The sequence below is a fragment of the Embleya sp. AB8 genome (assembly GCF_049739465.1).
GTDB lineage: Bacteria > Actinomycetota > Actinomycetes > Streptomycetales > Streptomycetaceae > Embleya.
This window is the reverse complement of record NZ_JBMHHY010000008.1, coordinates 227,624-253,410: the sequence shown is the minus strand read 5'-3', so window position 1 is coordinate 253,410 and position 25,787 is coordinate 227,624. Positions and strand designations below refer to the sequence as shown.

Genomic DNA, 25,787 nt, shown 5'->3' with positions numbered 1-25,787 from the left:
CCACCGCCGCACGGGTCGGCACCGACGCGGGCACCGCGGCCGGGGTGGGAAGTCGGGCCCGTGGCGGAGTGTCCGGTAAATCGGATCAGTTTATCGGGACACCGTGGTCGAGAGGTCGATTCGGATTGCTCGGGATGGGCATCGGCGGCATCGTTCGGGAATCCGGTGAGGCGACCGCGCCTGCGTCTGCCGGCTCGGCGTAACGGCGGCGGGTGCGCGTCGTGCGGGTCCAGGGGGTTCCGGGATCGGCGGTCTCGTGGAATGGTGAGTCGCATCCGCCTTGTCGATGTTCGAGTCGGCGCTTGGCATGGGTGGTTGGTGGGCTCGCGGTGTCTTGTCGGCAGGACAGGGCAGGTCGACGGGTGGGCCGGCGGTGGTCGGCCGGTGGGATCGAATCGCGCGGTGAGAGTGCTGCGTCATGTGAACGGTGGCGTGGTCCCGGGATTCGTGACAGGGTTCGGGCAAATCATCACGGGGGATGATCGCATTGCAATTGTTTACCTCGTCGGCAAGCGTTGCTGCTTTATGGAAAATCGATGGAGATATCGACCCGGCAGTGGTCGAAGCCGCGCTCGGCGTGGTGGCGGATGAATCGGGATTCGATCCTCCCGAATTCGCATTCCTTGGCGAAACGACCGGGGTCGGCGATTTCGAGGGCATGGCACGTGCCCTGGCGGAAGAGGTTTCGGCTCGACGTCGGGAACCCGGGCGCCGCGGTGCCGTACTTCGGGTCGAGGTCGGCAGGGTCACGGACTCGCGCTACTTCCTGATCGTCGCGCTGGGCGGGATTGCCCCGGAGGCTTCGGGCGCGCTCCTGGCCGTCTCGCGCCGGATCGCGGAGGTGTACACCGGGCTGACGCGAGGTACGGATCTGCCGGATGTGGGCCGGGGCGGGGCCGCCGATGGCCGGGAGGCCCGGCAAAGGGCGGCGGACGCCGAATTCTGGCGGGCCTACCTGGCGGACGCGCCCGCGCCCATGCGGTTGCCCGGAGGCCGTGGCGCCGGTGCGGAGCCCGGGGCCGACCGCGCCCCCGGTGTGGTGAGCCACCTGGCGACGGTGCCGAGGAGGACCGCGGACGACTGGGCCGAGGCGGCGCGGTCGGCGGGCCTGACGATGTCGGACCTGGTGACGGCGGCTGCCGCGGTGTTGTTTCGACGGCTGGGCAACCGGGCGGAGTTCACCGTTTCGCTGGCCGTCGGCGCGCGCGGACGGGCCGGACGCGTGGGGCACACCGCTGCTTCGAATGTGCTGCCGCTGCGCGTCGGGGTCCCCGACGCGTGCAGTTTTCGCGATGTTGCCGCTGCGATCGGCGTGGAGAAACGGTCCGTCTTTCGGCATGCGCGGCATCGGGCGTCGGACATCCGGCGCGAGTCGGGGCTCGACACGCCCGCGCACGGCCCGTTCGGCGTCGTCCTCGACGTCGTCCCCCGCGTCGACGTCCTGGATTTCGCGGGCCGCCCGGCGTACTTCGCGGGCGGCGCGCCGGGCGCAGCCGACGAACTCGTGCTCTCCACATACTTCGACGGTGGTCGGGACGGCGACCTGCGCATCCGGATCGACGCCCCCTCGGCGTGCTACGACCGCTCGGATGCAACCTCGATCGCCGACCGGCTCGTTGCGCTGATTCGTGTGGTGGTGACCGACCCGGAGCTCCGGATCGGGCAACTGGAGGCACCGCTACCGCAGACCACGATCCCCGAGCAGTTCGAGCGGCAGGTCGCCGCGGCACCGGACGCGATCGCGGTGGAGTTCGGGGCGGAGTCGTTGACCTACCGGGAGCTCGATGCCCGGGCCAACCGGCTGGCGCGGGTGCTCGTCGGCCGCGGGATCGGCCCGGAGTCCGTGGTCGCGGTGGCACTGCCGCGCTCCTTCGATCTGGTGGTCGCGGTCTTGGCGGTGTTGAAGGCCGGCGGTGCATATCTGCCGGTGGACTCCGGCTATCCGGGCGAGCGGATCTCCTTCATGGTGGCGGATTCGGGGGCCGCACTGGTGCTGGCGGACGCGACGACGGCCGCACTGCTCCCCGAGGTGTCCGCACCGGTGTTGCGGGTGGACGACCCGGAGTTCGTCGACGCGCGGGCCGAGGGTGCCGCCGGCGCGCTCGTCGACGCGGACCGGCTTGCCCCGCTGTCGAGGGCGAACACCGCGTACGTCATCTACACATCGGGCTCGACGGGGCGGCCCAAGGGGGTGGCCGTCACCCACGTCGGGGTGGCCGGCCTGGTCGCGGCGCAGACCGAGCGACTGGAGTTCACCGCCGACAGCCGGATGTTGCAGTTCGCCTCACCGAGCTTCGACGCGTCGGTGTGGGAGTTGTGCACGGCCCTGCTGTCCGGGGCGCGGTTGGTACTGGCCGCAGCCGAGTGGCTGGCCCCCGGGGGCCCCGTGGCCGAGACGATCGCCGCACACCGGGTGACGCACCTCCTCCTGCCGCCCGCGGTGCTGGCGGTGCTGCCGGTCGGGTCGTTGCCCACCGTCGAGTACCTGGTGGTCGGCGGGGACGCGACGCCGCCGGACGTGGTGGCCGCCTGGTCGGCCGACCATCGGATGATCAACGCCTACGGACCGACGGAGACCACCGTCATCGCCACCATGAGCACTCCCCTGAACGGCGACGGCCAAGTCCCGCCCATCGGGCGGCCCATCACCAACACCCGCGTGTACGTGCTCGACGACGCATTGCGTCCGGTGCCGCCCGGCGTGCCGGGCGAGTTGTACGTGGCGGGCACGTCCCTCGCGCGCGGCTACCTGGGTCGGCCGGGCCTGACCGCACAGCGGTTCGTGGCCTGCCCGTTCGGTGCGCCGGGCGAGCGCATGTACCGCACCGGGGACCTGGCGGAGCGGACGCCGGACGGCGAGCTGGTCTTCCGGGGCCGGGCCGACGACCAGGTGAAGGTCCGCGGGTTCCGGCTGGAACCGGCCGAGATCGAAGCCGCGTTGACGGCGCATCCGGGAGTCGCCCAGGCGGTGGTGGCCGCCCGGGTGGGCCGTGGTGCGGGCGACGGCAAGCAGTTGGTGGCATACGTGGTGCCGACCCGGACGGACGACGCGGACGAGGCCGGCATCGCCCTCGACTCCGGGTTCGACGCGGCGGAGCTGCGCGCCTTCGTGGCCGAGCGCCTGCCGGAGTTCATGGTGCCGGCGGCGTTCGTGGTGCTGGACCGACTGCCGCTGACGCCGAACGGGAAGCTGGACAAGGCCGCGCTGCCCGAGCCGGAGCTCAGGACCGCGGCCTACCGGGCGCCGCAGTCGCCGGACGAAAACGTGCTGGCCCGGGTGTTCGCCGAGGTCCTCGGCCTGGCGCGGGTCGGGATCGACGACGACTTCCTCGCCCTCGGCGGGGACAGCATCGGGTCCATCCAGGTGGCCGCGCGCGCCCGGGCGCAGGGCGTGCCGGTCGGCGCCCGGGAGGTCTTCGAGTGCCGGACGGTGGCGGCGCTGGCCGAGGCGGTCGCCGCGCCTGCCGAGGCCGGTGCGGGACCCGAGCCGGCGAACCTCGACGGTGGTGGGCTCGGCCGGCTGCCGCTGCTGCCGGTGGCCCGGTGGATCCGCGAACTGGGGCCGGGGTTCGAGCGGTTCCTGCAGGCGATGGTGCTCGACCTGCCCGCCGGGATCGACCGGGACGGGCTCGCGGCCACGATCGCAGCGGTGCTGGACCGGCATGATCTGCTGCGCTGTCGGCTGGTGTCCGAGGACGGCGGCGCTCTCCTGGTCGAGCCGCCCGGGGCGGTGGCCGCGGCCGGGTTGCTCCGGCGGGTGGACTGCGCCGGACGGTGGGACGACGCGTCCTGGCGGGAACTGCTGCGGGAGGAACTGGAGTCGGCCGCACAGCGGCTGGATCCGGCGGCCGGGGTGGTGGCGCAGTTCGTATGGTTCGCCCCGGCGGCCCCAGCCGCGGGCCGGTTGCTGGTGGTACTGCACCACCTGGTGGTCGACGGGGTGTCGTGGCGGGTGTTGATGCCGGACCTGGCGGCGGCGTGGCAGCAGGTGCGCGCCGGGCGGGCCGCGGAACTGCCGCCGGTGGGCACCTCGATGCGGCAGTGGGCACACGCATTGGAGGTGGCGGCGGCGCGGCCGGCGCGGGTGGCGGAGCTGGAGCTGTGGCGGTCGATCGTCGACGGACCGGATCCGCTGCTGGGTACCCGGCGGCTCGACCCCGCCGTCGATGTGGTCGCCACGCTGGCCGAGGTACGGGTCGAACTGCCGGTGCCGGTGACCGAGGCGCTGCTGACCACGCTGCCCGCGGCATTTCGCGGCGGCGTCAACGACGCTCTGCTGGCCGGTCTCGCCCTGGCGGTGGTGGAGTGGCGTCGACGGCGCGGGGTCGAGGAGACCTCGGTGCTGATCCGGCTGGAGGGGCACGGCCGGGAGACCGGCGTGGTACCGGGCGCGGAACTGTCGCGCACGGTGGGCTGGTTCACCAGCGTCTTCCCGGTGCGCCCGGATCTGGCCGGGGTGGAGCTGCGGGAGGCGTTCGCCGGCGGCCCGGCCGCGGGGCGGGCGATCAAGGCGGTCAAGGAGTGCCTGCGGGCGATCCCCGACGCGGGGATCGGCTACGGGTTGTTGCGATACCTCAACCCGGCGACCGCGGCGGTGTTGCGCGGGCATGGGCTCGGCCAGGTGGGGTTCAACTATCTGGGCCGGTTCTCCGCCACCGCGGACATGCCGGCGGAACTGCGCGGACTGGGCTTCGCCCGGGCCCCGGAGTCGGCCGAGTTCGCCGAACTGGACGCCGCCCAGGACGCGCGCATGCCGGCGCTGTCCGAGCTGGACATCAACGCGTCCGTCACGGACACCGCGGCGGGCCCCCGGCTCGGGGCTCTGTTCACCGCCCCCACCGGGGTGCTCGACCCGGCCGAGGTGCGCGAGTTCGCCGAGCTGTGGTGCGCCGCGCTGGCGGGTCTCGCCCGGCACGCCGCCCGGCCGGGGGCCGGCGGGCTGACGCCGTCGGACGTGCCGCTGGTGGCGGTGGGCCAGGGTGAGCTCGAGGAGTGGGAGGGCCGCTACCCGGGTCTCGCGGACGTGTGGCCGGTGACCGCGTTGCAGTCGGGGCTGCTGATCCAATCCATGCGGAACGACTCCTCGTTCGATGCCTATCAGGTGCAGTACGCGCTGCATCTGTCCGGCCCGGTGGACCCCTCCCGGCTGCGCGCGGCGGGGCAGGCGCTGCTGGACCGGCATCCCGCCCTGCGGGCCGCGTTCCGGCCCGGGGCCGGCGGCGACCTGGTGCAGCTGGTCGTCGACGGCGTGCGGCTGCCCTGGCGGGAGGTCGACCTGGGCGGCGTGCCCGAGGCCGAGCGGCAAGCCGCGTTCGAGCGTTTCCTGGCCGAGGACCTGCGCGCCCACTTCGATCCCGCCGCGCCGCCGATGGTGCGGCTGTCCCTGGTGGAGATGGCACCGGAGCGGTACGAACTCGTACTGACCGCACATCATGTGCTGTTCGACGGCTGGTCGCTGCCGCTGCTCATGCGGGACCTGCTGCGCCTGTACGGCTCCCGCGGCGATGCCGCCGTGCTGCCTCGGGCGCGCGGATACCGGGACTTCCTGGGGTGGCTGGCCCGGCAGGACCGGACCGAGTCGGCCCGGGCCTGGCAGCGCGAGCTCGACGGCTTCGACGAACCGACGTTGTTGGCCGCCGGCCGCTCGCCGGGGGCGGGCGGCTCGGGGATCGGGCAGGTCGACGTGCCGCTGCCCGCCGCTGCCGCCCGGGCGCTGTCCCGGCGCGCGGCCGAGCTCGGCGTCACGCTCAACACCGTCGTCCAGGGGGCCTGGGCGGTGCTGCTCGGCCGGCTGACCGGCCGTCGGGACGTGGCCTTCGGCGCCACCGTGTCCGGCCGGCCGGCGGCGCTGGCCGGAGTGGACGCCATGGTCGGCATGTTCCTCGACACCGTCCCCGTGCGGGTGCGGTGCACCCCCGGGGCGACCCTCGCCGAGTTGCTGACCGACCTGCAGGATCGGCAGGCCGCGCTGCTGGACCACCACCACTACGGGCTGCCGGACATCCACCGACTGACCGGCCACAACGTCCTGTTCGACACCTACCTCGCCTTCGAGTCCTTCCCGGTGGACCGGGCCGCGATCACCGAGGCGAGCGCGGCGGCCGGGATCACCTTCACCGGCATCCGCCCCTACACCACCTCGCACTACGCGCTGACCGTCCTGGCGCTGGCCGACTCCGACCGGCTGCGACCGACCGTGCAGTACCGGCGGGACACGTTCGACCACGACACGGCGGCGGACGTCGCGGTGCGCTTCGGCCGGGTGTTGCGGCAGGTGGCGGCCGACCCCGGTCGGCACGTGGGCGCGGTCGAGGTGCTCGATCCGGCCGAACGCGAACGCCTGTTGCGCGAGTCCGGCGGCCGTGCGGAACCCGCGCCGGAGGCGACGATCCCCGCGCTGTTCGAGGCGCAGGCGGCACGGACGCCGGACCGCGTCGCCGTGGTGTGCGGTGCCGCGTCGCTGACCTATCGGGAACTGAACGCGCGGGCGAACCGGCTGGCGGCCGAGCTGATTCGGCGCGGGGTCGGACCCGAGACGGTGGTGGCCGTGGCCGTGCCGCGCTCGGCCGGCCTCGTGGTCGCGCTCCTGGCGGTGCTCAAGGCGGGCGGCTGCTATCTGCCGGTCGATCCCGAATACCCGAGTCGGCGCCTGGAGTTCGTGCTCGACGACGCCACTCCGAGGTTGCTTCTCACCGACGCCGAGACCTCGGCCAAGCTGCCGGAGTCCGGGGTGGTTCGGCTGCGTATCGACGAGTTCGCCGCCGGCGCGGACGATCGGGACGCCGATCCCCGGGACGCGGATCGGATCCGGCCGCTGCGGCCGGAACAGGCGGCCTATCTGATGTACACCTCCGGGTCCACCGGGACACCGAAGGGCGTGCTCATCACCCACCACAACGTCACCGCCTGCCTGTCGGCCCTGTTCTCGTGCCTGGGCGTGCCGCCGGCGGCCCGGGTGTTGGCGGGCACGTCGGTGAGCTTCGACGTGTCGGTGTTCGAGATGTTCGGCACGCTGTGCGCCGGCGGCACCACCGAGGTCGTCCGGGACGTGCTGGTCCTGGGCGAGCGGGACGAGTGGGCCGGTCAGGTGATCAGCACGGTGCCGTCCGCGTTCGCCGAGTTGTTGGACCAGGTGCCCGGCAAGACCCGGGCCGACACGGTCGTGTTCGCCGGGGAGGCGCTGCCCGCGTCGCTGGTGGCGCGGGTGCGCGCGGCGATTCCGGGCGTGCGGGTGGTCAACGCCTACGGGCAGAGCGAGACCTTCTACGCCACGGCGTTCACCCTGCCGGGCACGGACGAGTGGACGGCCGGCGGCAGCGCACCGATCGGCACGCCGCTCGGGAGCGCGCGGGTATACGTCCTGGACGCCGGTCTCGCGCCGGTGCCGCCCGGGGTGACCGGCGAACTGTACGTGGCGGGCCCGAACGTGGGCCGCGGCTATCACGGGCGCGTCGCAGCGACCGCGGAGCGGTTCGTCGCCTGCCCGTTCGGCCCGCCCGGGACCCGGATGTATCGCACCGGGGACCTGGCCCGGCGGGCCGCGACGGGTGAACTCGAGTACGCCGGTCGGGCCGATCAACAGGTCAAGGTCCGCGGGGTGCGGGTCGAGCCGGGCGAGGTCGAAGCCGCGTTGACCGCTCACCCCGGGGTGGCCCGGGCCGTGGTGGTCGCCCGGACGACCCCGGGCGAGCACGGTGTTGCCCGGCTGGTGGCGTACGTCGTGCCGACCGAGAGCGGCCCGCCGGGGCTCGCCGAGCTGCGTGGCTTCGTCGCGGATCGGTTGCCGGGCAACCTGGTGCCGGCGGGCTTCGTGGTGCTGGACCGGCTGCCGCTGCTGCCGAACGGCAAGCTGAACCGGGCGGCGCTGCCCGAGCCGGAGTTCGGCGGCGGGGCCTACCGCGCCCCGCGGACCGCCCGGGAAGAAGCCCTGTGCGCGTTGTACGCCGAGGTGTTGGAGCTGCCACGGGTGGGGATCGACGACGACTTCTTCGCCCTCGGCGGGGATTCGCTGCTGGCCATGCGCGTGGCCGGCCGCGCTCGCAAGTTGCTCGAGGTGGATGTCCCGGTCGGCCTCGTCTTCGAATGCCGAAGCATCGCGGAACTGTCGGACGCAGTGCAGCACCGGGCCACGTCCCGAAGGCCCCGCGTGCGCAAGATGGATAGGAGTGGATTCTGATGATTCCGTTGTCCTTCGCGCAGCGGCGGTTGTGGTTCATCGACCGCTTCGAGGGCCCGTCGGCGACGTACAACCTGCCGTTCGTGCTGCGCGTGCGCGGCGACCTGGACCCGGCGGCACTGCGGGCCGCGGTGCGCGACGTGGTGGCCCGGCACGAGAGCCTGCGCACGCTGATCGTCGAGAACGCGGAAGGGGTGCCGGGTCAGCAGGTGTTGCCGATGGCCGAGGTGCCGCTCGACGTGCCGCTCGTCGAGGTGGCGCCGGACGCCCTCGACGGCGTGGTGGCAGAGGCGACACGGCACGTCTTCGACCTGGCGACGGAGATCCCGGTGCGGGCCACGCTGATTCGCTCCGGCGCGGCGGAGCACGCGCTGGTGTTGCTGATCCACCACATCGCGGCGGACGGCGAGTCGATGATGCCGCTCGCACGTGATCTGTCCGTCGCGTATGCGGCCCGGGCCCGGGGAGCGACGCCGCAGTGGCCGGAGTTGCCGGTCCAGTACGTCGACTACACGCTGTGGCAGCGCGAGTTGCTGGGCGAGGAGACCGAGCCCGGCAGCGTGCTGGCGGAACAGGTGGCGTATTGGCGCGGCGAGTTGGCGGGAGTGCCGCAGCCGTTGCAGTTGCCGACCGACCACCCGCGCCCGCCGGCCGCCTCCCACCGCGGTGACATGCTGGACTTCCCGATCGAGCCGGAGTTGTCGGCCGCGGTCGAGGAGTTGGCCCACACACACGGCGCGACGGTGCCGATGGTATTGCAGTCGGCGCTCGCGGTGCTGCTCCATCGGCTCGGTGGCGGCGACGACATCCCGCTGGGGGCGTCGATCGCGGGCCGTACCGAGGAGGAGTTCACCGACCTGGTCGGGTTCTTCGTCAACACCTGGGTGTTGCGGGCGGACCTGTCCGGGAACCCCACGTTCGAGCAGGTGCTCGGCCGGGTGCGGACCAAGGCGGTGGCCGCCTACGACAACCAGGACGCGCCGTTCGAGCGACTCGTGGAGTCGCTCAACCCCGAGCGGTCCACCGCGTACCACCCGCTGTTCCAGGTGATGCTCACCTGGCAGGGCGAGGCCGCGGTCGACCTCGACCTGCCCGGGTTGCCGGCCACGATCGAGGCCCTGCCGACCCCGACGGCGAAGTTCGACCTCGAGTTCAACTTCGCCTCCGACACCGTCGGTCGCGGGATGCGGTGCACGCTCGAGTACGCGACCGACCTGTTCACGCGAAGCACGATCGAGGGCCTGGCGGCACGTTTCGTCCGGGTGTTGCGGCTGCTTGTGGCCGAGCCGGCGGCTCGGGTGGGTCTGGTCGAGGTGCTGGAGCCGGCCGAACGCGAGGCGGCACTACGGGAGTTCAATGACACGGCGGTGCCGGTGCCGGAGGTGACGGTGCCGGCGCTGGTGGAGCGGCAGGCCGCGCGAACGCCCGACGCGCTCGCGGTGGTGTGCGGCGACGCGTCGTTGACGTACCGGCAGTTGAACGCGCGGGCGAACCGACTGGCCCGGGCGCTGGTCGGGCGCGGGGTCGGCCACGGAGTCGGTGGTGGCGCTGGCGCTGCCGCGCTCCGCCGACCTGGTGGTCGCGCTGCTGGGCGTGTTGAAGGCGGGTGGGACGTATCTCCCGGTCGACCCGCGCTATCCGAGCGCGCGGCTGGCCCACATCCTGGCCGAGGCCGGCCCCGAACTGGCCCTCACCGATGCGGCGACCTCGGGCGTGCTGCCCGGCGGCGACCTGCCGTTGCTCTGCCTCGACGACGTCGACCTCGACCCGGTCGACGGAGGCGACGGGAACGGCGGGAACGGCGACCTGGGCGACCCGAACCGGCTCGGCCCGCTGCGGCCGGACCATGCGGCGTACGTGATGTACACCTCCGGCTCCACCGGGACGCCGAAGGGCGCGGTGATCACCCACCGGAACGTAGTGAACGGCGTGCTGGGCCTGGCCACGTCCGTGGGTATCGGTGCGGGGTCCCGGATGCTGGCCGGTACCTCGGTCAACTTCGACGTGTCGGTCTTCGAGACCTTCACCACCCTGTGCACCGGCGGAACCGTCGAAGTGGTGCGTGACGTACTGGCCTTGGCCGAGCAGGGCGGCTGGAGCGGCGGTGTGATCAGTACGGTGCCGTCGGTCTTCGCCGAGTTGTTGGATCAGGTGGCCGGGAAGGTCGCGGTCGATGCGGTGGTCTTCGCCGGGGAGGCGCTGCCGGCCTCGTTGGTGGCCCGGGTGCGTGAGGCGATCCCGGGCGTGCGGGTGGTCAACTCGTACGGCCAGAGCGAGACCTTCTACGCCACCACCTTCGCGCTCCCGGGTACGGACGAGTGGACCGGCACCGGCAGTACACCGATCGGCACGCCGCTCGGGAACGTCCGCGCGTATGTGCTGGGCGCCGGGCTCCGGCCCGTGCCGCCGGGGGTGACCGGCGAGCTGTACGTGGCCGGCGCCACCGTCGGGCGCGGCTATCGCGGGCGGGCCGGGCTGACCGCGGAGCGGTTCGTGGCCTGCCCGTTCGGCGCGCCGGGCGAACGCATGTACCGCACCGGTGACCTGGCCCGGCGGCGCGCGGACGGGCGCCTTGAGTACGCCGGCCGGGCCGACGAGCAGGTCAAGGTGCGCGGGTTCCGGATCGAGCCGGGCGAGGTCGAGGCCGCGCTGACCGCCCACCCCGGTGTGGCGCAGGCGGTGGTGACCGTGCACGAGGGCGGCCCGGCCGGCGGGGCCCGACGGCTGGTGGGCTACGTCGTTCCGGTCGGCGCGGAGGAGGGCGGCTTCGGCACCGTCGACAGCCTGGGCGATCTCGACATCGACCTGACTGCCGGGGTTTCGGTGCGGGAGTTGCGTCGGTTCGTGGCGGGTCGGTTGCCGGAGTTCATGGTGCCGGCGGTGTTCGTGGTGGTGGATCGGTTGCCGTTGGCGCCGAACGGCAAGTTGGATCGTGCGGCGTTGCCGGAGCCGGTGTTCGAGGGTTCGACCTATCGCGCGCCGCAGACCGCGGCCGAGGAGGTGTTGGCCCGGGTGTACGCGGAGGTGCTGGGTCTGGAACGGGTCGGCGTCGACGACGACTTCTTCGCGGTCGGCGGGGACAGCATCCGTTCCATCCAGGTCGTCTCGCGCGCCCGCGCGCACGGCGTAGAGGTCAGTCCACGGCAGATCTTCGAATGCCGCACCGTCGCCGAACTGGCCACGGTGGCGGGCAGTCGAGACACCGCGGACGGGACGCTGCCGGAACTGGAGGGCGGCGGCGTCGGCCGGATGCCGCTGCCGCCGATCGCGGCATACCTGATGGAACTCGGCGGCGGCCACAGGAGGTTCTCGCTCGCGGCCATGCTGGAGTTGCCGGCGGACCTCGACCGGGCCGGGCTGCTCGCCACGCTGACCGCGGTCGTGGACCACCACGACGTGCTCCGCTCCACGCTGCTGCCCGGGGCCGACGGCATGCGGATCGACCCCGCCGGTGCGGTCGAGGTGGCGGGGCTGCTGCGTCGGGTGGCGTGCGACGGCCACTGGGCCGGCGAGGCGTGGGAACCCCTGGCCGCCGCCGAGCTGGATGCGGCGGCGGGTCGGCTGGATCCGGTGGCCGGGGTGATGGCGCAGTTCGTGTGGTTCGACGCCGAGCGGGGTCCGGGTCGGCTGCTGATCGTGCTGCATCACCTGGTCGTAGACGGTGTGTCGTGGCGGATCCTGTTGCCCGATCTGGCCGCCGCCTGGCAGCAGGTACGGGCCGGGCGGACGCCGCAGCTGCCACCGGTGGCGACCTCGGCGCGGCGCTGGACCCACGCACTCGTCGACGCGGCGGCCAGTCCCCAGCGCGCGGCGGAACTGCCCTTCTGGCGGGCGATGTTGGCGGGCCCGGACCCGCTCCTCGGGGCCCGGGCGCTGGACCCCGCGCGCGACGTGATGGCCGACCTCGACAGCGTGCGGGTACGGCTGTCCGCGCAGGTGACCGAGGCGCTGGTGACCACGCTGCCCACGGCGTTCCACGGCGGCGTCAACGACGGTCTGCTGGCCGGCCTGGCACTGGCGGTGGCGCATCGGCGCCGGGCGCAGGGCTCGGACGAGTCGTCCGTGCTGATCCGGCTGGAAGGCCACGGCCGGGAGGAAGGTGTGGTGCCGGGGGCGGACTTGTCGCGCACGGTCGGCTGGTTCACCAGCATGTTCCCGGTCCGGCTCGACGTGGCGGGTGTCGATCTCGACGAGGCGTTCGCCGGTGGACCGGCCGCCGGTCGAGTGGTCAAGGCGGTCAAGGAGCAGCTGCTCGCCGTCCCGGACCGGGGCGTCGGCTACGGCCTGCTGCGCCACCTCAACCCCGAGACCGGCGCGGTGTTGCGCGAACTCCCGGCCGGACAGCTCGCGTTCAACTACCTCGGCCGATTCTCCGCCGCCGACATGCCCGAAAACCTGCGCGGGCTCGGCTTCACCCAGGTCGCGGACGCCGACGAGCCGGCCGCGGCGCCGGACGCCGACCTGCCGGCCCTGGCCGCGCTACAGGTCAACTCGATGGTGGTGGACACCGAGGAGGGCGCGCGACTGGACGCCGTGCTCGACTTCCCCACGGGGATCTTCTCCCACGGCGAGGTGCAGGAGCTGGCCGACCTGTGGTGTGCCGCGCTCGAAGGGCTCGCGCGGCACGTCGCCGAGCCGGGCGCGGGCGGGCTGACCCCGTCGGACCTGCCGCTGGTACGGGTGAACCAGCACGACATCGACACCTGGGAGGAGCACTATCCGGGTCTCGCGGACGTCTGGCCGCTCACCGCCGTGCAGTCCGGGCTGCTGTTCCACACCATGCTGGCCGACGCCACCTTCGACGCGTATCAGATGCAGCTGGTGTTCCACCTGTCCGGATCCGTGGATCCGGGGCGGATGCGCGCGGCCGGGCAGGCGCTGCTCGACCGATACCCCAACCTGCGCACCGCGTTCGTCCCCGACGGCGCCGGCGACCTGATGCAGATCGTCCCGGCACACGCCGAACTGCCATGGCGGCACCACGACCTCACCGGCCTCGACACCGAGGAGCGCAACACGACGTACGAGCGGCTGCTGGCCGAGGACCACGCCGCCCACTTCGATCCGGCCGCACCGCCGCTGCTCCGGATGACCCTGGTCACCCTGGGGCGGGATCGGGCCGAGCTGGTGTTCACCGCGAACCACGTGCTCTTCGACGGCTGGTCGGTGCCGCTGCTGATGCAGGACCTGCTGCGCCTCTACGGGTCCCGTGGCGACGGTTCGGCGCTGCCCCGGGTGCGCGGATACCGGGACTTCCTGGTGTGGCTGTCCCGGCAACACCGCGAGGAGTCGGCCCGCGCCTGGGCCCGCGAGCTCGACGGCGTGCAGGAGCCCACCCTGCTCGCCCCCGGTGCGGCGGCGTCCGAGGCGGCCCCGGCCGGGATCGGGCAGTTCGACGTCCCGCTGCCGGCCGAGGTGGGGCGCGAACTGCCGCGGCGCGCCGCGGAGTTGGGCGTGACGCTGAATACGCTGATGCAGGGGGCCTGGGCGATCCTGCTCGCCGGGCTGACCGGCAGCGGGGACGTGGTCTTCGGTGCGACGGTCTCCGGCCGCCCGCCCGAGGTCGCGGGCGTGGACGAGATGGTCGGGCTGTTCATCAACACCCTGCCGGTACGGGTGCGGTGTGCGCCCGGGGACTCCCTGGCCGCGCTGCTGACCGACCTGCAGGCGCGGCAGGGCGCGCTGCTGGACCACCACCACTACCCGCTGACCGAGATCCACCAGGCCACGGGGCTGAACGTGCTGTTCGACACCCTCGTCGGCTTCGAGTCCTACCCCATCGACCGGGCGGGCCTCACCGAGGCCAATGCCGGCAGCGGGATGGCGATCACCGGGATCAGTCCGTTGAGCGGCACCCACTATCCGCTCGCCGTGACGGCCACCGCCGACCCATACCTGCGGGTGGCCCTGCAGTACCAGCGGCACGTCTTCGACCCGGACGCGGTCGGGAGTATCGCGGTCCGGTTCGCACGGGTGTTGCAACAGCTCGCGGCGGATCCGGACGTACCGGTGTGCGCGGTGGACCTGTTGGAGCCGGCCGAACGCGACCGGCTGCTGCGTGGATTCAACGAGACCGCGGCGCAGGTACCGCAGGGCACCGTGCCGGAGCTGTTCGAGGCACGGGTCGCGCAGTCGCCGGACGCCACGGCGGTGGTCTTCGAGGAGACATCGCTGACCTACCGCGAACTGGACGAGCGGGCGAACGCACTCGCGCACGTCCTGGCCGCGCGCGGCGTGGGGCCCGAGTCGGTGGTGGCGGTGGCGGTGTCCCGGTCGCCCGAACTCGTGGTCGCGGTATTGGCCGTGTTGAAGTCGGGTGGGGCGTATCTGCCGATCGATGCGGCGTATCCGGACGAGCGGATCACGTTCATGATGGCCGACTCCGGCGCTCGCCTGTTGCTGGTGGACGCGGCGACTGCCGGGGAGTTGCCCGAACTGCCGGTTCCGATGTTGCACGTGGACAGCCCGGAGGCCGCCGGGGCGGTGGCCGACGGGGTGCGGTCGTGTCCGGCTGTGCAGGCCAATACGGCGTACGTGATCTACACGTCGGGCTCGACGGGTCGGCCCAAGGGAGTGGCGGTCACCCACACGGGCGTCGCGAGCCTGGTCGCCACCCAGGTCGAGCGACTGGGGGTCACCCCGGAGAGTCGGGTGTTGCAGTTCGCCTCGCCGAGCTTCGACGCATCGGTGTGGGAGATGTGCATGGCGCTGCTGTCCGGGGCGACCCTCGTGCTGGCCGGCAAGGACGCGCTTGCCCCGGGAGCTCCGTTGGCCGGGACGGTCGACGCGCAGCGGGTGACCCATGCGACCCTGCCGCCCGCGGTGCTCCCCACCCTGCCGGACGGCTCCCTGTCGAGCGTCGAGTCGCTGGTGGTGGCGGGTGACGCGACCTCGCCGGAGCTGGTGGCCGTGTGGTCGGTGGGTCGTCGGATGATCAATGCGTACGGGCCGACGGAGACCACGGTCTGTGCGACGACGAGTGCGCCGTTGACGGGTGGCGGCGAGGTGCCGCCGATCGGCCGGCCGATCACCAACACGCGGGTCTTTGTGCTGGACGACGCGCTGCGTCCGGTGCCGCCCGGGGTGGCAGGCGAGTTGTACGTGGCGGGCGCGTCGCTCGCGCGCGGCTACCTGGGCCGGTCGGGATTGACCGCACAGCGGTTCGTGGCCTGCCCGTTCGGCGCGCCGGGCGAGCGCATGTACCGCACCGGCGATGTGGCGGCCTGGACGGCGGACGGCGAGCTGGTCTTCCGGGGCCGGGCCGACGACCAGGTCAAGATCCGCGGCTACCGCATCGAACCAGGCGAGGTGGAGGCGGCGTTGACGACCCACCCCGGGGTGGCGCAGGCCGTCGTGGTGTGGGACGACCGGCCCGGCGACCGGCGCCTGGTCGGGTACGTCGTACCGGCCGTGACCGGTTCCGACGCCGCCGCGGTGGAGCAGGTCGACGAGTGGCAGCAGGTCTACGAGCAGGTGTACGCGGCCACCGAACCGGCGGCCTGGGGCGAGGACTTCCGGGGCTGGAACTCCAGCTACACCGGTGCGCCGATCCCCCTTGCGGAGATGTCGGCGTGGCGGGACGCGGCGGTGGCGCAGGTGACCGACGGGTCGCCGCGACGGGTGCTGGAGCTCGGCGTCGGATCCGGGCTGCTGCTCTCCCGAATCGTCCCGGAGGTGGCGGAGTACTGGGGCACGGACATCTCGCCCGCGGCGATCGACCGGCTGCGGGCCCAGGCGGATCAGGCCGGCTGGGGCGACCGCGTGCGGCTGCACTGCCGGCCTGCGGACGACACGTCGGGGCTGCCCCGCGGCTGGTTCGACGTCGTCGTGCTCAACTCCGTCGTCCAGTACTTCCCGGACGACGACTACCTGGACCGGGTGCTGACCCGGGCGATGGAACTGCTCGCTCCCGGCGGGCGGCTCGTCGTGGGAGACGTCCGGCACGCGGCGTCGCTGCGGGTGCTGCAGGCCGCCGCGCAACGTACCCGGCATCCGGCCGCGACCGCATCCACCGTGCGTGCCGCAGTGGAGCAGGCCGTGCTGCTGGAGAAGGAACTCGTGCTCGACCCGGAGTGGTTCGCCCGCTGGGCGGCGGAGCACGGCGCCGGGGTCGACATCCGGCTGAAGCCCGGCCGGGCGCACAACGAGCTGACCCGCCACCGCTACGAGGTGACGCTGCATCGCACGCCGGCGGACGCGGAGCCGCTGGACGGACTTTCGGTCCTCGCCTGGGGCCGCGACGTCGCCGATCTCGGCGGCCTGGCGGAGCTGTGCCGGCGGCGGGGCGCGGCGCCGCTGCGCGTCGCGGGCATCCCGAACGCCCGGCTCGTCGGCGAGGTCGCGCTCGCCGCGGCGGCCTCGGTCGTCGCCCCGCCCGCGACGCGGGGCCCGGCGGTCGATCCGCAGGAACTGCGCGACTGGGCCGACGCGCGGGGCTGGGGTGTGCTGCAGACCTGGTCGGCCGAGGCGGTCGAGTGCTTCGATGCGGTCGTCTTCCCCGAAGGCGAGCCCGTCGGCCGGGTGTTCACCGGCGGGTACCTGCCCTCGGGGCGAGCCGACCGGGCGCTGGTGAACGATCCGGCGGGAGCCCGCGAGGTGGGAACGCTGGTCGCCGCATTGCGCGGGTACGTACAGGAGCGGCTGCCGGAGTACCTGGTGCCGTCGGCCGTGGTGGCCATCGGCGAGATCCCGCTGACGCCGAACGGCAAGCTGGACCGGCGGGCGCTGCCGGCCCCCGACTATGTCGGTGTGTCGACGGCCCGGGCCCCGCGAACGCCTCGGGAGGAAGCCCTGTGCGGCCTGTTCGCCGAGGTGCTCGGCCTGGACCGGGTCGGCGTCGACGACGACTTCTTCGCGATCGGCGGGCATTCGCTCCTCGCCACCCGGCTGATCAGCCGCATCCGGACCGTACTCGGCGTCGACATCCCCATCCGGGCGGTGTTCGACGCACCCACCGTCGCGACACTGGTCGAGCGGCTGCCGACCGGGCCGGGCACCCGGCCCGAGCTGCGCCGGACCCAAGAGCGCCGGGACCGGGCGCCGTTGTCCTTCGCGCAGCGGCGATTGTGGTTCATCGACCGCTTCGAGGGCCCGTCCGCGACGTACAACACCCCGTTCGTCCTGCGCACCCGTGGCGCGCTGGACGTGGCGGCGTTGGCGAGTGCGGTGCGGGACGTGGTGGCCCGGCACGAGAGCCTGCGCACCGTGATCGTCGAGGACGACGAGGGCACTCCCGGCCAGCGGGTACTCCCGGTCGCCGAGGCGCGGGTGGACGTGCCGGTGGTGGATGTGGAGCCGGGCGCGGTGGACCACGCCGTCGCGGCACTCGTCGCCCACCGGTTCGAGCTCTCCGCCGAGATCCCGCTGCGCGCGTCGGTGCTCCGGTGCGCCCCCGATGAGCACGTCGTGGCCCTGGTGATGCACCACATCGCGGCGGACGGCGAGTCGATGGTGCCGCTCGCGCGTGATCTGTCCGTCGCGTATGCGGCCCGGGTCCGGGGAGCGGCGCCGCAGTGGCCGGAGTTGCCGGTGCAGTACGTCGACTACACGTTGTGGCAGCGGGAGTTGCTGGGTGAGGAGGCCGAGCCCGGCAGCGTGTTGTCCAGCCAGGTCGACTACTGGCGCGGCGAGTTGGCGGGGGTGCCGCAGCCGTTGCAGTTGCCGACCGACCACCCGCGCCCGCCGGCGGCGTCCCATCGCGGCGCCGGGGTGGACTTCGCCTTCGAGCCTGAACTGCTGGCTGCGGTCGAGGAGTTGGCCCGGGCGCACGGCGCGACGGTGTCGATGGTGTTGCAGTCGGCGCTCGCGGTGCTGCTGCACCGGCTCGGTGGCGGCGAGGACATCCCGATGGGCTCCCCGATCGCCGGTCGCACCGACGAGGACCTGGCCGACCTGGTCGGGTTCTTCGTCAACACCTGGGTGTTGCGGGCGGACCTGTCCGGGAACCCCACGTTCGCGGAACTGCTCGGCCGGGTGCGGACCAAGGCGGTGGCCGCCTACGACAACCAGGACGCGCCGTTCGAGCGACTGGTGGAGGCGCTCAACCCCGAGCGGTCCACCGCGTACCACCCCCTGTTCCAGGTCATGTTCGCCTGGCAGAACATCGCCAGGTCCGACTTCGAGCTCGCCGGGTTGCGGGTCGCGCTCGAACCGCTGTCGACCGGAACCGCGAAGTTCGACCTGTTCTTCAACATGGCCGAGCTGACCGGCGAAGGTGCCGTGGGCACCGTCGAGTACGCGACCGACCTGTTCGAGCGGCGGACGGTCGAGGGTCTGGCGGCGCGTTTCGTCCGGGTGTTGCGGCGGGTGGTGGCGGAGCCGGGAGTTCCGGTAGGTGTGGTGGAGGTGTTGGCGCCGGCCGAGCGGGAGTCGGTGCTGCGCGGGTTCAACGACACGTCCGTGCCGGTGCCGGAGGTGACGGTGCCGGCGCTGGTGGAGCGGCAGGCCGCGCGGACGCCGGACGCGCTCGCGGTGGTGTGTGGTGCCGAGCAGCTGACGTATGGGGAGGTGAATGCGCGGGCGAACCGACTGGCGCGGGTGCTGGTGGGGTGTGGGGTGGGTCCGGAGTCGGTGGTGGCGTTGGCGCTGCCGCGGTCGACGGAGTTGCTGGTCGCGCTGCTGGGCGTGTTGAAGGCGGGTGGGGCGTATCTGCCGGTCGATCCGCGCTATCCGAGCGCGCGGCTGGCCCACATCCTGGCCGAGGCCCGACCGAAGCTGATCCTCACCGATGCCGCGACGGTCGGCGTGCTGCCCGACGGCGGCATCCCGCGGTTGTTCGTCGGTGACCTCGCTGTGGGGGCGGCCGAGGGGGACGCCGACCTCGGCGACGAGGACCGCTCGGCTCGGCTGCGGGCGGGGCATGCGGCGTACGTGATGTACACCTCCGGCTCCACCGGGACGCCGAAGGGTGTGGTCGTTCCGCACGGCACGGTGGTCAACGATGTGCTGGGTCTCGCGTCCTCGGTGGGCATCGAGCCGGGCACGTGGCTGACGGCGGGGACGTCGGTGAACTTCGACGTGTCGGTGTTCGAGACGTTCGCGACGCTGGCGGCCGGCGGAACCGTCGAAGTGGTGCGTGACGTACTGGCCTTGGTCGAACAGAGCGGCCGGCGTGGCGGTGTGATCAGTACGGTGCCGTCGGTGTTCGCCGAGTTGTTGGATCAGGTGGCCGGGAAGGTCGCGGTCGATGCGGTGGTCTTCGCCGGGGAGGCGCTGCCGGCCGCGTTGGTGGCCCGGGTGCGCGAGGCGATCCCGGGCGTACGGGTGATCAACTCGTACGGCCAGACCGAGAGTTTCTACGCCACGGTCTTCGCCTTGCCGGGCGCGGACGAATGGACGGGCACGGGCAGCACACCGATCGGCAGGCCGCTCAAAAACATGCGCGCGTATGTGCTGGGCGCCGGTCTGGTGCCGGTGCCGCCGGGGGTGACCGGCGAGTTGTATGTGGCCGGTGTATTGGCCCGCGGCTATCACGGCCGTACCGGGCTGACCGCGGAGCGGTTCGTGGCCTGCCCGTTCGGCGTGCCGGGCGAACGCATGTACCGCACCGGTGACCTGGCCCGCTGGACTGCGGACGGCCGGCTTGAGTACGCCGGTCGGGCCGACGAGCAGGTCAAGGTGCGCGGGTTCCGGATCGAGCCGGGCGAGGTCGAGGCCGCGCTGACCGCCCACCCCGGCGTGGCGGAAGCGGCGGTGACCGTGCACGAGGGCGGCACCGCCGGTAGGGCAAAGCGGCTGGTGGGCTACGTGGTCGCCGCGGGGGCCGGTGGGACCGATCGCGGCGGCGCGGACTTCGGCTTCGGCGACGGCGAGGTCGACCTGACCGCCGGGGTTTCGGTGCGGGAGTTGCGTCGGTTCGTGGCGGGTCGGTTGCCGGAGTTCATGGTGCCGGCGGTGTTCGTGGTGGTGGATCGGTTGCCGTTGGCGCCGAACGGCAAGTTGGATCGTGCGGCGTTGCCGGAGCCGGTGTTCGAGGGTTCGACCTATCGCGCGCCGCAGACCGCGGCCGAGGAGGTGTTGGCGCGGGTGTACGCGGAGGTGCTGGGTCTGGAACGGGTCGGCGTCGACGACGACTTCTTCGCGGTCGGCGGGGACAGCATCCGTTCCATCCAGGTCGTCTCCCGGGCCCGCGCGCACGGTGTCGAGGTCAGCCCACGGCAGATCTTCGAACGCCGCACCGTCGCCGAACTGGCCGAAGTCGCCTCCGCCGACCGGCCTGCGGGACCCGTCCTCGAGGAGCTCGAAGGCGGCGGCGTCGGCCGGATGCCGCTGCCGCCGATCGCGCGGCATGTGCGGGAACTGGGCGGCGGCTTCGACCGGTTCTCGATGTCGACGATCGTCGAGCTGCCCGAGGACGTCGACCGGGCCGGACTGGTGGCGACGCTGACCGCGGTACTCGACCATCACGACGTGCTGCGCTCGACCCTGATACCCGACGACGAAGACGGCGATGGCGATGGCGATGGCGATGGCGCCGGTGGCGGCATGCGGATCGCGGCGCCGGGCTCGGTCGGCGTGGCGGGACTGCTCCGCCGGGTCGGGTGCGCCGGCCGGTGGGACGACGCGTCGTGGCGGCAGGCGGCGACGGCGGAGCTGGATGCGGCGGCGGGTCGGTTGGATCCGGTGGCCGGGGTGATGGCGCAGTTCGTGTGGTTCGACGCCGAGCGGGGTGCGGGTCGGCTGCTGATCGTGCTGCATCACCTGGTGGTGGACGGTGTGTCGTGGCGGATCCTGCTGCCCGATCTGGCCGCCGCCTGGCAACAGGTACGGGCCGGGCGGACGCCGGAGCTGCCGCCGGTGGCGACCTCGGCGCGGCGCTGGACCCACGCGCTGGTCGACGCGGCGGCCGGCCCGCAGCGCACGGCGGAACTGCCCTTCTGGCAGGCGATGTCGGACGGCCCGGACCCGCTCCTCGGCGCCCGGGCACTGGACCCCGTCGTGGACGTCATGGCCACCGTGGAGTCCCTCCAGGTGCGGCTGCCCGTCGCCGTCACCGAAGCCGTCCTGACCACGCTGCCGGCGGCGTTCCGGGGCGGTGTCAACGACGGTCTGCTGGCCGGCCTCGCGGTCGCGCTGGCGAAGTGGCGGCGCGCCAGGGGCGTTGACGAGTCGTCGGCCCTGGTACGGCTGGAAGGCCATGGCCGGGAGGAAGGTGTGGTGCCGGGCGCGGACTTGTCGCGAACGGTCGGCTGGTTCACCAGCATGTTCCCGGTCCGACTGGACGTGCCGGGTGTCGATCTCGATGAGGCGTTCGCCGGTGGACCGGCCGCCGGCCGAGTGGTCAAGGCGGTCAAGGAGCAGTTGCTCGCCGTCCCGGACCGGGGCGTCGGCTACGGCCTGCTGCGCCACCTCAACCCCGAGACCGGCGCGGTGTTGCGCGAACTCCCGGCCGGACAGCTCGCGTTCAACTACCTCGGCCGATTCTCCGCCGCCGACATGCCCGAAAACCTGCGCGGGCTCGGCTGGACCGAAGCCGCCGATGCGGCCGGGCTGCTTCCGGAACTCGACGCGGACATGCCCGCGATGGCAACCGTCGACGTCAACGCCTTCGTCGTCGAATCGGCGGCGGGAGCCCGGCTCGACGCGGTGTTCCGCTTTCCCACGGGTGTCCTCTCCCAGGACGAGGTGCAGGAGTTCGCCGACCTGTGGTGTGCCGCGCTCGAAGGGCTCGCGCGACATGTCGCCGAGCCGGGCGCAGGCGGGCTGACCCCGTCGGACCTGCCGCTGGTGTCGGCGCGTCAGCGCGACATCGAGCTGTGGGAGAAGCGCTACCCGGGCCTGCTGGACGTGTGGCCGCTCACCGCCCTGCAGTCCGGGCTGCTGTTCCACGCCATGCTGGCGGATTCGGCGTTCGACGCGTACCACATGCAGTTCGTCCTGCACCTGTCCGGATCCGTGGATCCGGCGCGCATGCGCGCGGCCGGGCAGGCGCTGCTCGACCGATACCCCAACCTGCGCACCGCGTTCGTCCCCGACGGCGCCGGCGACCTGATGCAGGTCGTCCCGGCACACGCCGAACTGCCATGGCAGTACCACGACCTCACCAGCCTCGACACCGAGGAGCGCGACGCCGCGTTCGCACGACTGCTCGCGGACGGACAGGACGCCCACTTCGATCCGGCCGCACCGCCGCTGCTGCGGATGACCCTGGTCACCCTGGGCCCGGCGCGCGCCGAACTCGTCTTCACCGCGCACCATGTGCTGGTCGACGGCTGGTCGTTGCCGCTGCTGATGGCGGACCTGCTGCGCCTGTACGGGGCTGCCGGAGATACCGCTGCCCTGCCCGAGCGGCGCGGCTTCCGGGACTTCCTGGTGTGGTTGGCCGAGCAGGACCGCGAGCAGTCGCGCCGGGCGTGGGCCGGCGAGTTGGCGGGCATCGACGAGCCCACCCTGCTCGCCCCCGCCGCCGGGTCCGGGGCGGAGCAGGCGGGCACGGTCGGCGCGGTCGACGTCCCGCTGCCGGGGGACGCCGCCCGCGACCTGTCCAGGCGCGCGGCCGAGCTGGGCGTGACGCTGAACACGCTGGTGCAGGGGGCCTGGGGGATCCTGCTCGCCGGGCTGACGGGCAGTCAGGATGTCGTCTTCGGTGCCACGGTCTCCGGCCGCCCGGCCGCCGTGCCGGGCGTGGACGAGATGGTCGGGCTGTTCATCAACACCCTGCCGGTGCGCGTACGTTGCGCCCCCGCGGGCACGCTTGCCGGGCTGCTCACCGACCTGCAGGCGCGGCAGGGCGCGCTGCTCGACCACCACCACTACGGGCTGACCGACATCCACCGGGACACCGGTCTCGGCACCCTGTTCGACACCCTCGTCGCGTTCGAGTCCTACCCCGTCGACCGGACGGGCCTCGGCGAAGCCCACACGATCGCGGGCATCGAGATCACCGGGATCACCCCGGACTCCGGCTCCCACTATGCGCTGACCGTGGTCGCGACGGCGGACCCCCACCTGCGAGTGGCTCTTCAGTATCAGAACCACCTGTTCGACCGCGACGCCGCCGAGGAGATCGCCGCCCGCTTCGTAGCGATCCTGCGCCGGGTGGCGGCGGATCCGGCGGCGCGGGTGGGCGCAGTGGACCTGTTGGAGCCGGCCGAACGCGACCGGCTGCTGGGTGAGTTCAACGACACTGCGGCGCAGGTGCCGCAGGGCACCGTGCCGGAGCTGTTCGAGGCCCGGGTCGCGCAGTCGCCGGACGCGACGGCGGTGGTCTTCGAGGAGACGTCGCTGACCTACCGCGAGCTGGACGAGCGGGCGAACGCGCTCGCGCACGTCCTGGCCGCGCGCGGCGTGGGCCGGGAGTCCGTGGTGGGCGTGGCACTGGCGCGCTCACCGGAGTCGATCGTCGCGGTATTGGCCGTGTTGAAGGCGGGTGGGGCGTATCTGCCGATCGATGCGGCGTATCCGGACGAGCGGATCACGTTCATGATGGCGGACTCCGGCGCCGGCCTGTTGTTGGTGGACGCCACGACCGTCGGGAAGTTGCCCGAGTCGGCGGTGCCGGTGCTGCGGGTGGACGACGCCGAGGCCGCCGGAGTGGTGGTTGGCGAGGGACGGCCGGGGGCCGCCGTGGCGGCCAATACGGCGTACGTGATCTACACGTCGGGCTCGACGGGTCGGCCCAAGGGTGTGGCGGTCACCCACACGGGCGTCGCGAGCCTGGTCGCCACCCAGGTCGAGCGACTGGGGGTCACCCGGGAGAGCCGGGTGTTGCAGTTCGCCTCACCGAGCTTCGACGCATCGGTGTGGGAAATGTGCACGGCGCTGCTGTCCGGGGCGACCCTCGTGCTGGCCGGCAAGGACGCGCTCGCTCCGGGAGTTCCGCTGGCCGGGACGATCGCCGCACACCGGGTGACGCACCTCCTCCTGCCGCCCGCGGTGCTGGCAGTGCTGCCGGTCGGGTCGTTGTCCGCTGTCGAGTCGCTGGTGGTCGGCGGTGACGCAACGCCGCCGGACGTGGTGGCCGCCTGGTCGGCCGACCATCGGATGATCAACGCCTACGGGCCGACGGAAACCACCGTCATCGCCACCATGAGCACACCACTGACCGGCGACGGCCAAGTCCCGCCCATCGGGCGGCCCATCACCAACACCCGGGCGTACGTGCTCGACGACGCATTGCGTCCGGTGCCGGCGGGTGTGCCGGGCGAGTTGTACGTGGCGGGCGCGTCGCTCGCGCGCGGCTACCTGGGTCGGTCCGGGCTGACCGCACAGCGGTTCGTGGCGTGCCCGTTCGGTGCGCCGGGCGAGCGGATGTACCGCACCGGCGATGTGGCGGCCTGGACGGCGGACGGCGAGCTGGTCTTCCGGGGCCGGGCCGACGACCAGGTCAAGATCCGCGGCTACCGCATCGAACCAGGCGAGGTGGAGGCGGCGTTGACGACCCACCCCGGGGTGGCGCAGGCGACCGTGATCGCCCGTCCCGGACCGGCGGGCAAACACCTGGTGGGCTACGTGGTACCGGCCGGTCCCGGCGGCACCGGTCCGGCCGAGGGCGAGCTGCGCGACTTCCTGGCGCACCGGCTGCCGGACTTCATGGTGCCGGCGTGGTTCGTGACGCTGGACCGGTTGCCGCTGACCGCGAGTGGGAAGCCGGACCGGGCCGCGCTGCCGACGCCGGAGTTCGCCGGTGTGGTGGGCCGCGCGCCGCAGACGGCCGAGGAGAGCATCCTCGCGGGCCTGTTCGCGGAGACGCTGGAGGTGGAGCGGGTCGGCGTCGACGACGATTTCTTTGCGATCGGCGGGCATTCGCTGCTGGCGACCAAGGTGATCGGCCGGATCCGCGCGGTGCTGGGCGTCGATGTGCCGATCCGGATGTTGTTCGAGCACCGCACCGTCGCGGCACTGGCCGAGGAACTGGCCAAGGCGACCGAAACCACCTTCTCCTCGGATCCGTTCGCGGTCGTGCTGCCGCTGCGGACCGGGGGCAGCGGGACGCCGCTGTGGTGGATTCACCCCGGTTCGGGTCTGTGCTGGCTCTACCTCGGCTTCGCCAACAGGTTGCGCGGGGATCGGCCGATGTACGGGATCCAGGCCCGCGGCTTCGACGGCGTGACGCCGCGGCCCGAGTCGCTGGAGGAGATGGTCGCCGACTATGTCGAGCAGGTGTTGTCGATCCAGCCGGAAGGCCCCTTCAACCTGCTGGGACTGTCCATCGGCGGCACGATCGCCCACGCGATGGCCGCGGAGTTGCAGCGGCGGGGGCACGAGGTGGAGCTGCTCGCGCTGCTCGACAGCGTGCCGACCACATACTTCGTCGCCGGCCGGGCACCCGACCTGGCGCAGACCCGGGACTTCTTCAAGACGCACCTCGTGCATTTCACGGATCCGGCCGAGTACGAGTCCTTCCTCGACAACGCGGTTTCCCTGATGCTCGATCACATGCGGATCCTGGAGCAATTCACCTCGCCGGTCTACCGAGGTGACGTGGTGTTCTTCAATGCGGCGCTGGATACGGAGGAGTCCTACGCGGAAAGGTGGCGACAGCACGTCGACGGGTCCGTGCACAGCCACGACATCGACAGCACGCACCAGGACATGTACCTGCCCGGACCCGCGGCGGCGATCTGCGAGATCGTCGGCCGCCGCCTGGCCGGGCAGACCGGGTGACCCCCGC

Annotated in this window: 2 protein-coding genes and 1 pseudogene; all 3 read left to right on the top strand. The window is 72.7% G+C overall.

Annotation, left to right across the window (positions count from 1 at the left end; genetic code table 11):
* Window positions 1-658: 658 nt before the first annotated feature.
* The 3 genes and pseudogenes from ABIA38_RS14045 to ABIA38_RS14035 all read left to right on the top strand — a co-directional run bounded on the left by ABIA38_RS14045 (window position 659) and on the right by ABIA38_RS14035 (window position 25,780).
* On the top strand, window positions 659-8,176 hold the full coding sequence (locus tag ABIA38_RS14045) for an amino acid adenylation domain-containing protein (RefSeq protein ID WP_424638921.1): 7,518 nt from the start codon (window positions 659-661) through the stop codon (window positions 8,174-8,176).
* A pseudogene (locus ABIA38_RS14040) lies at window positions 8,176-9,651 on the top strand (condensation domain-containing protein); the annotation flags it as partial. The gene ABIA38_RS14045 and the pseudogene ABIA38_RS14040, both read left to right, overlap by 1 nt.
* A 67-nt stretch (window positions 9,652-9,718) precedes the next feature.
* On the top strand, window positions 9,719-25,780 hold the full coding sequence (locus tag ABIA38_RS14035; protein WP_424638920.1) for an amino acid adenylation domain-containing protein: 16,062 nt from the start codon (window positions 9,719-9,721) through the stop codon (window positions 25,778-25,780).
* The last annotated feature ends 7 nt before the right edge of the window (window positions 25,781-25,787 follow it).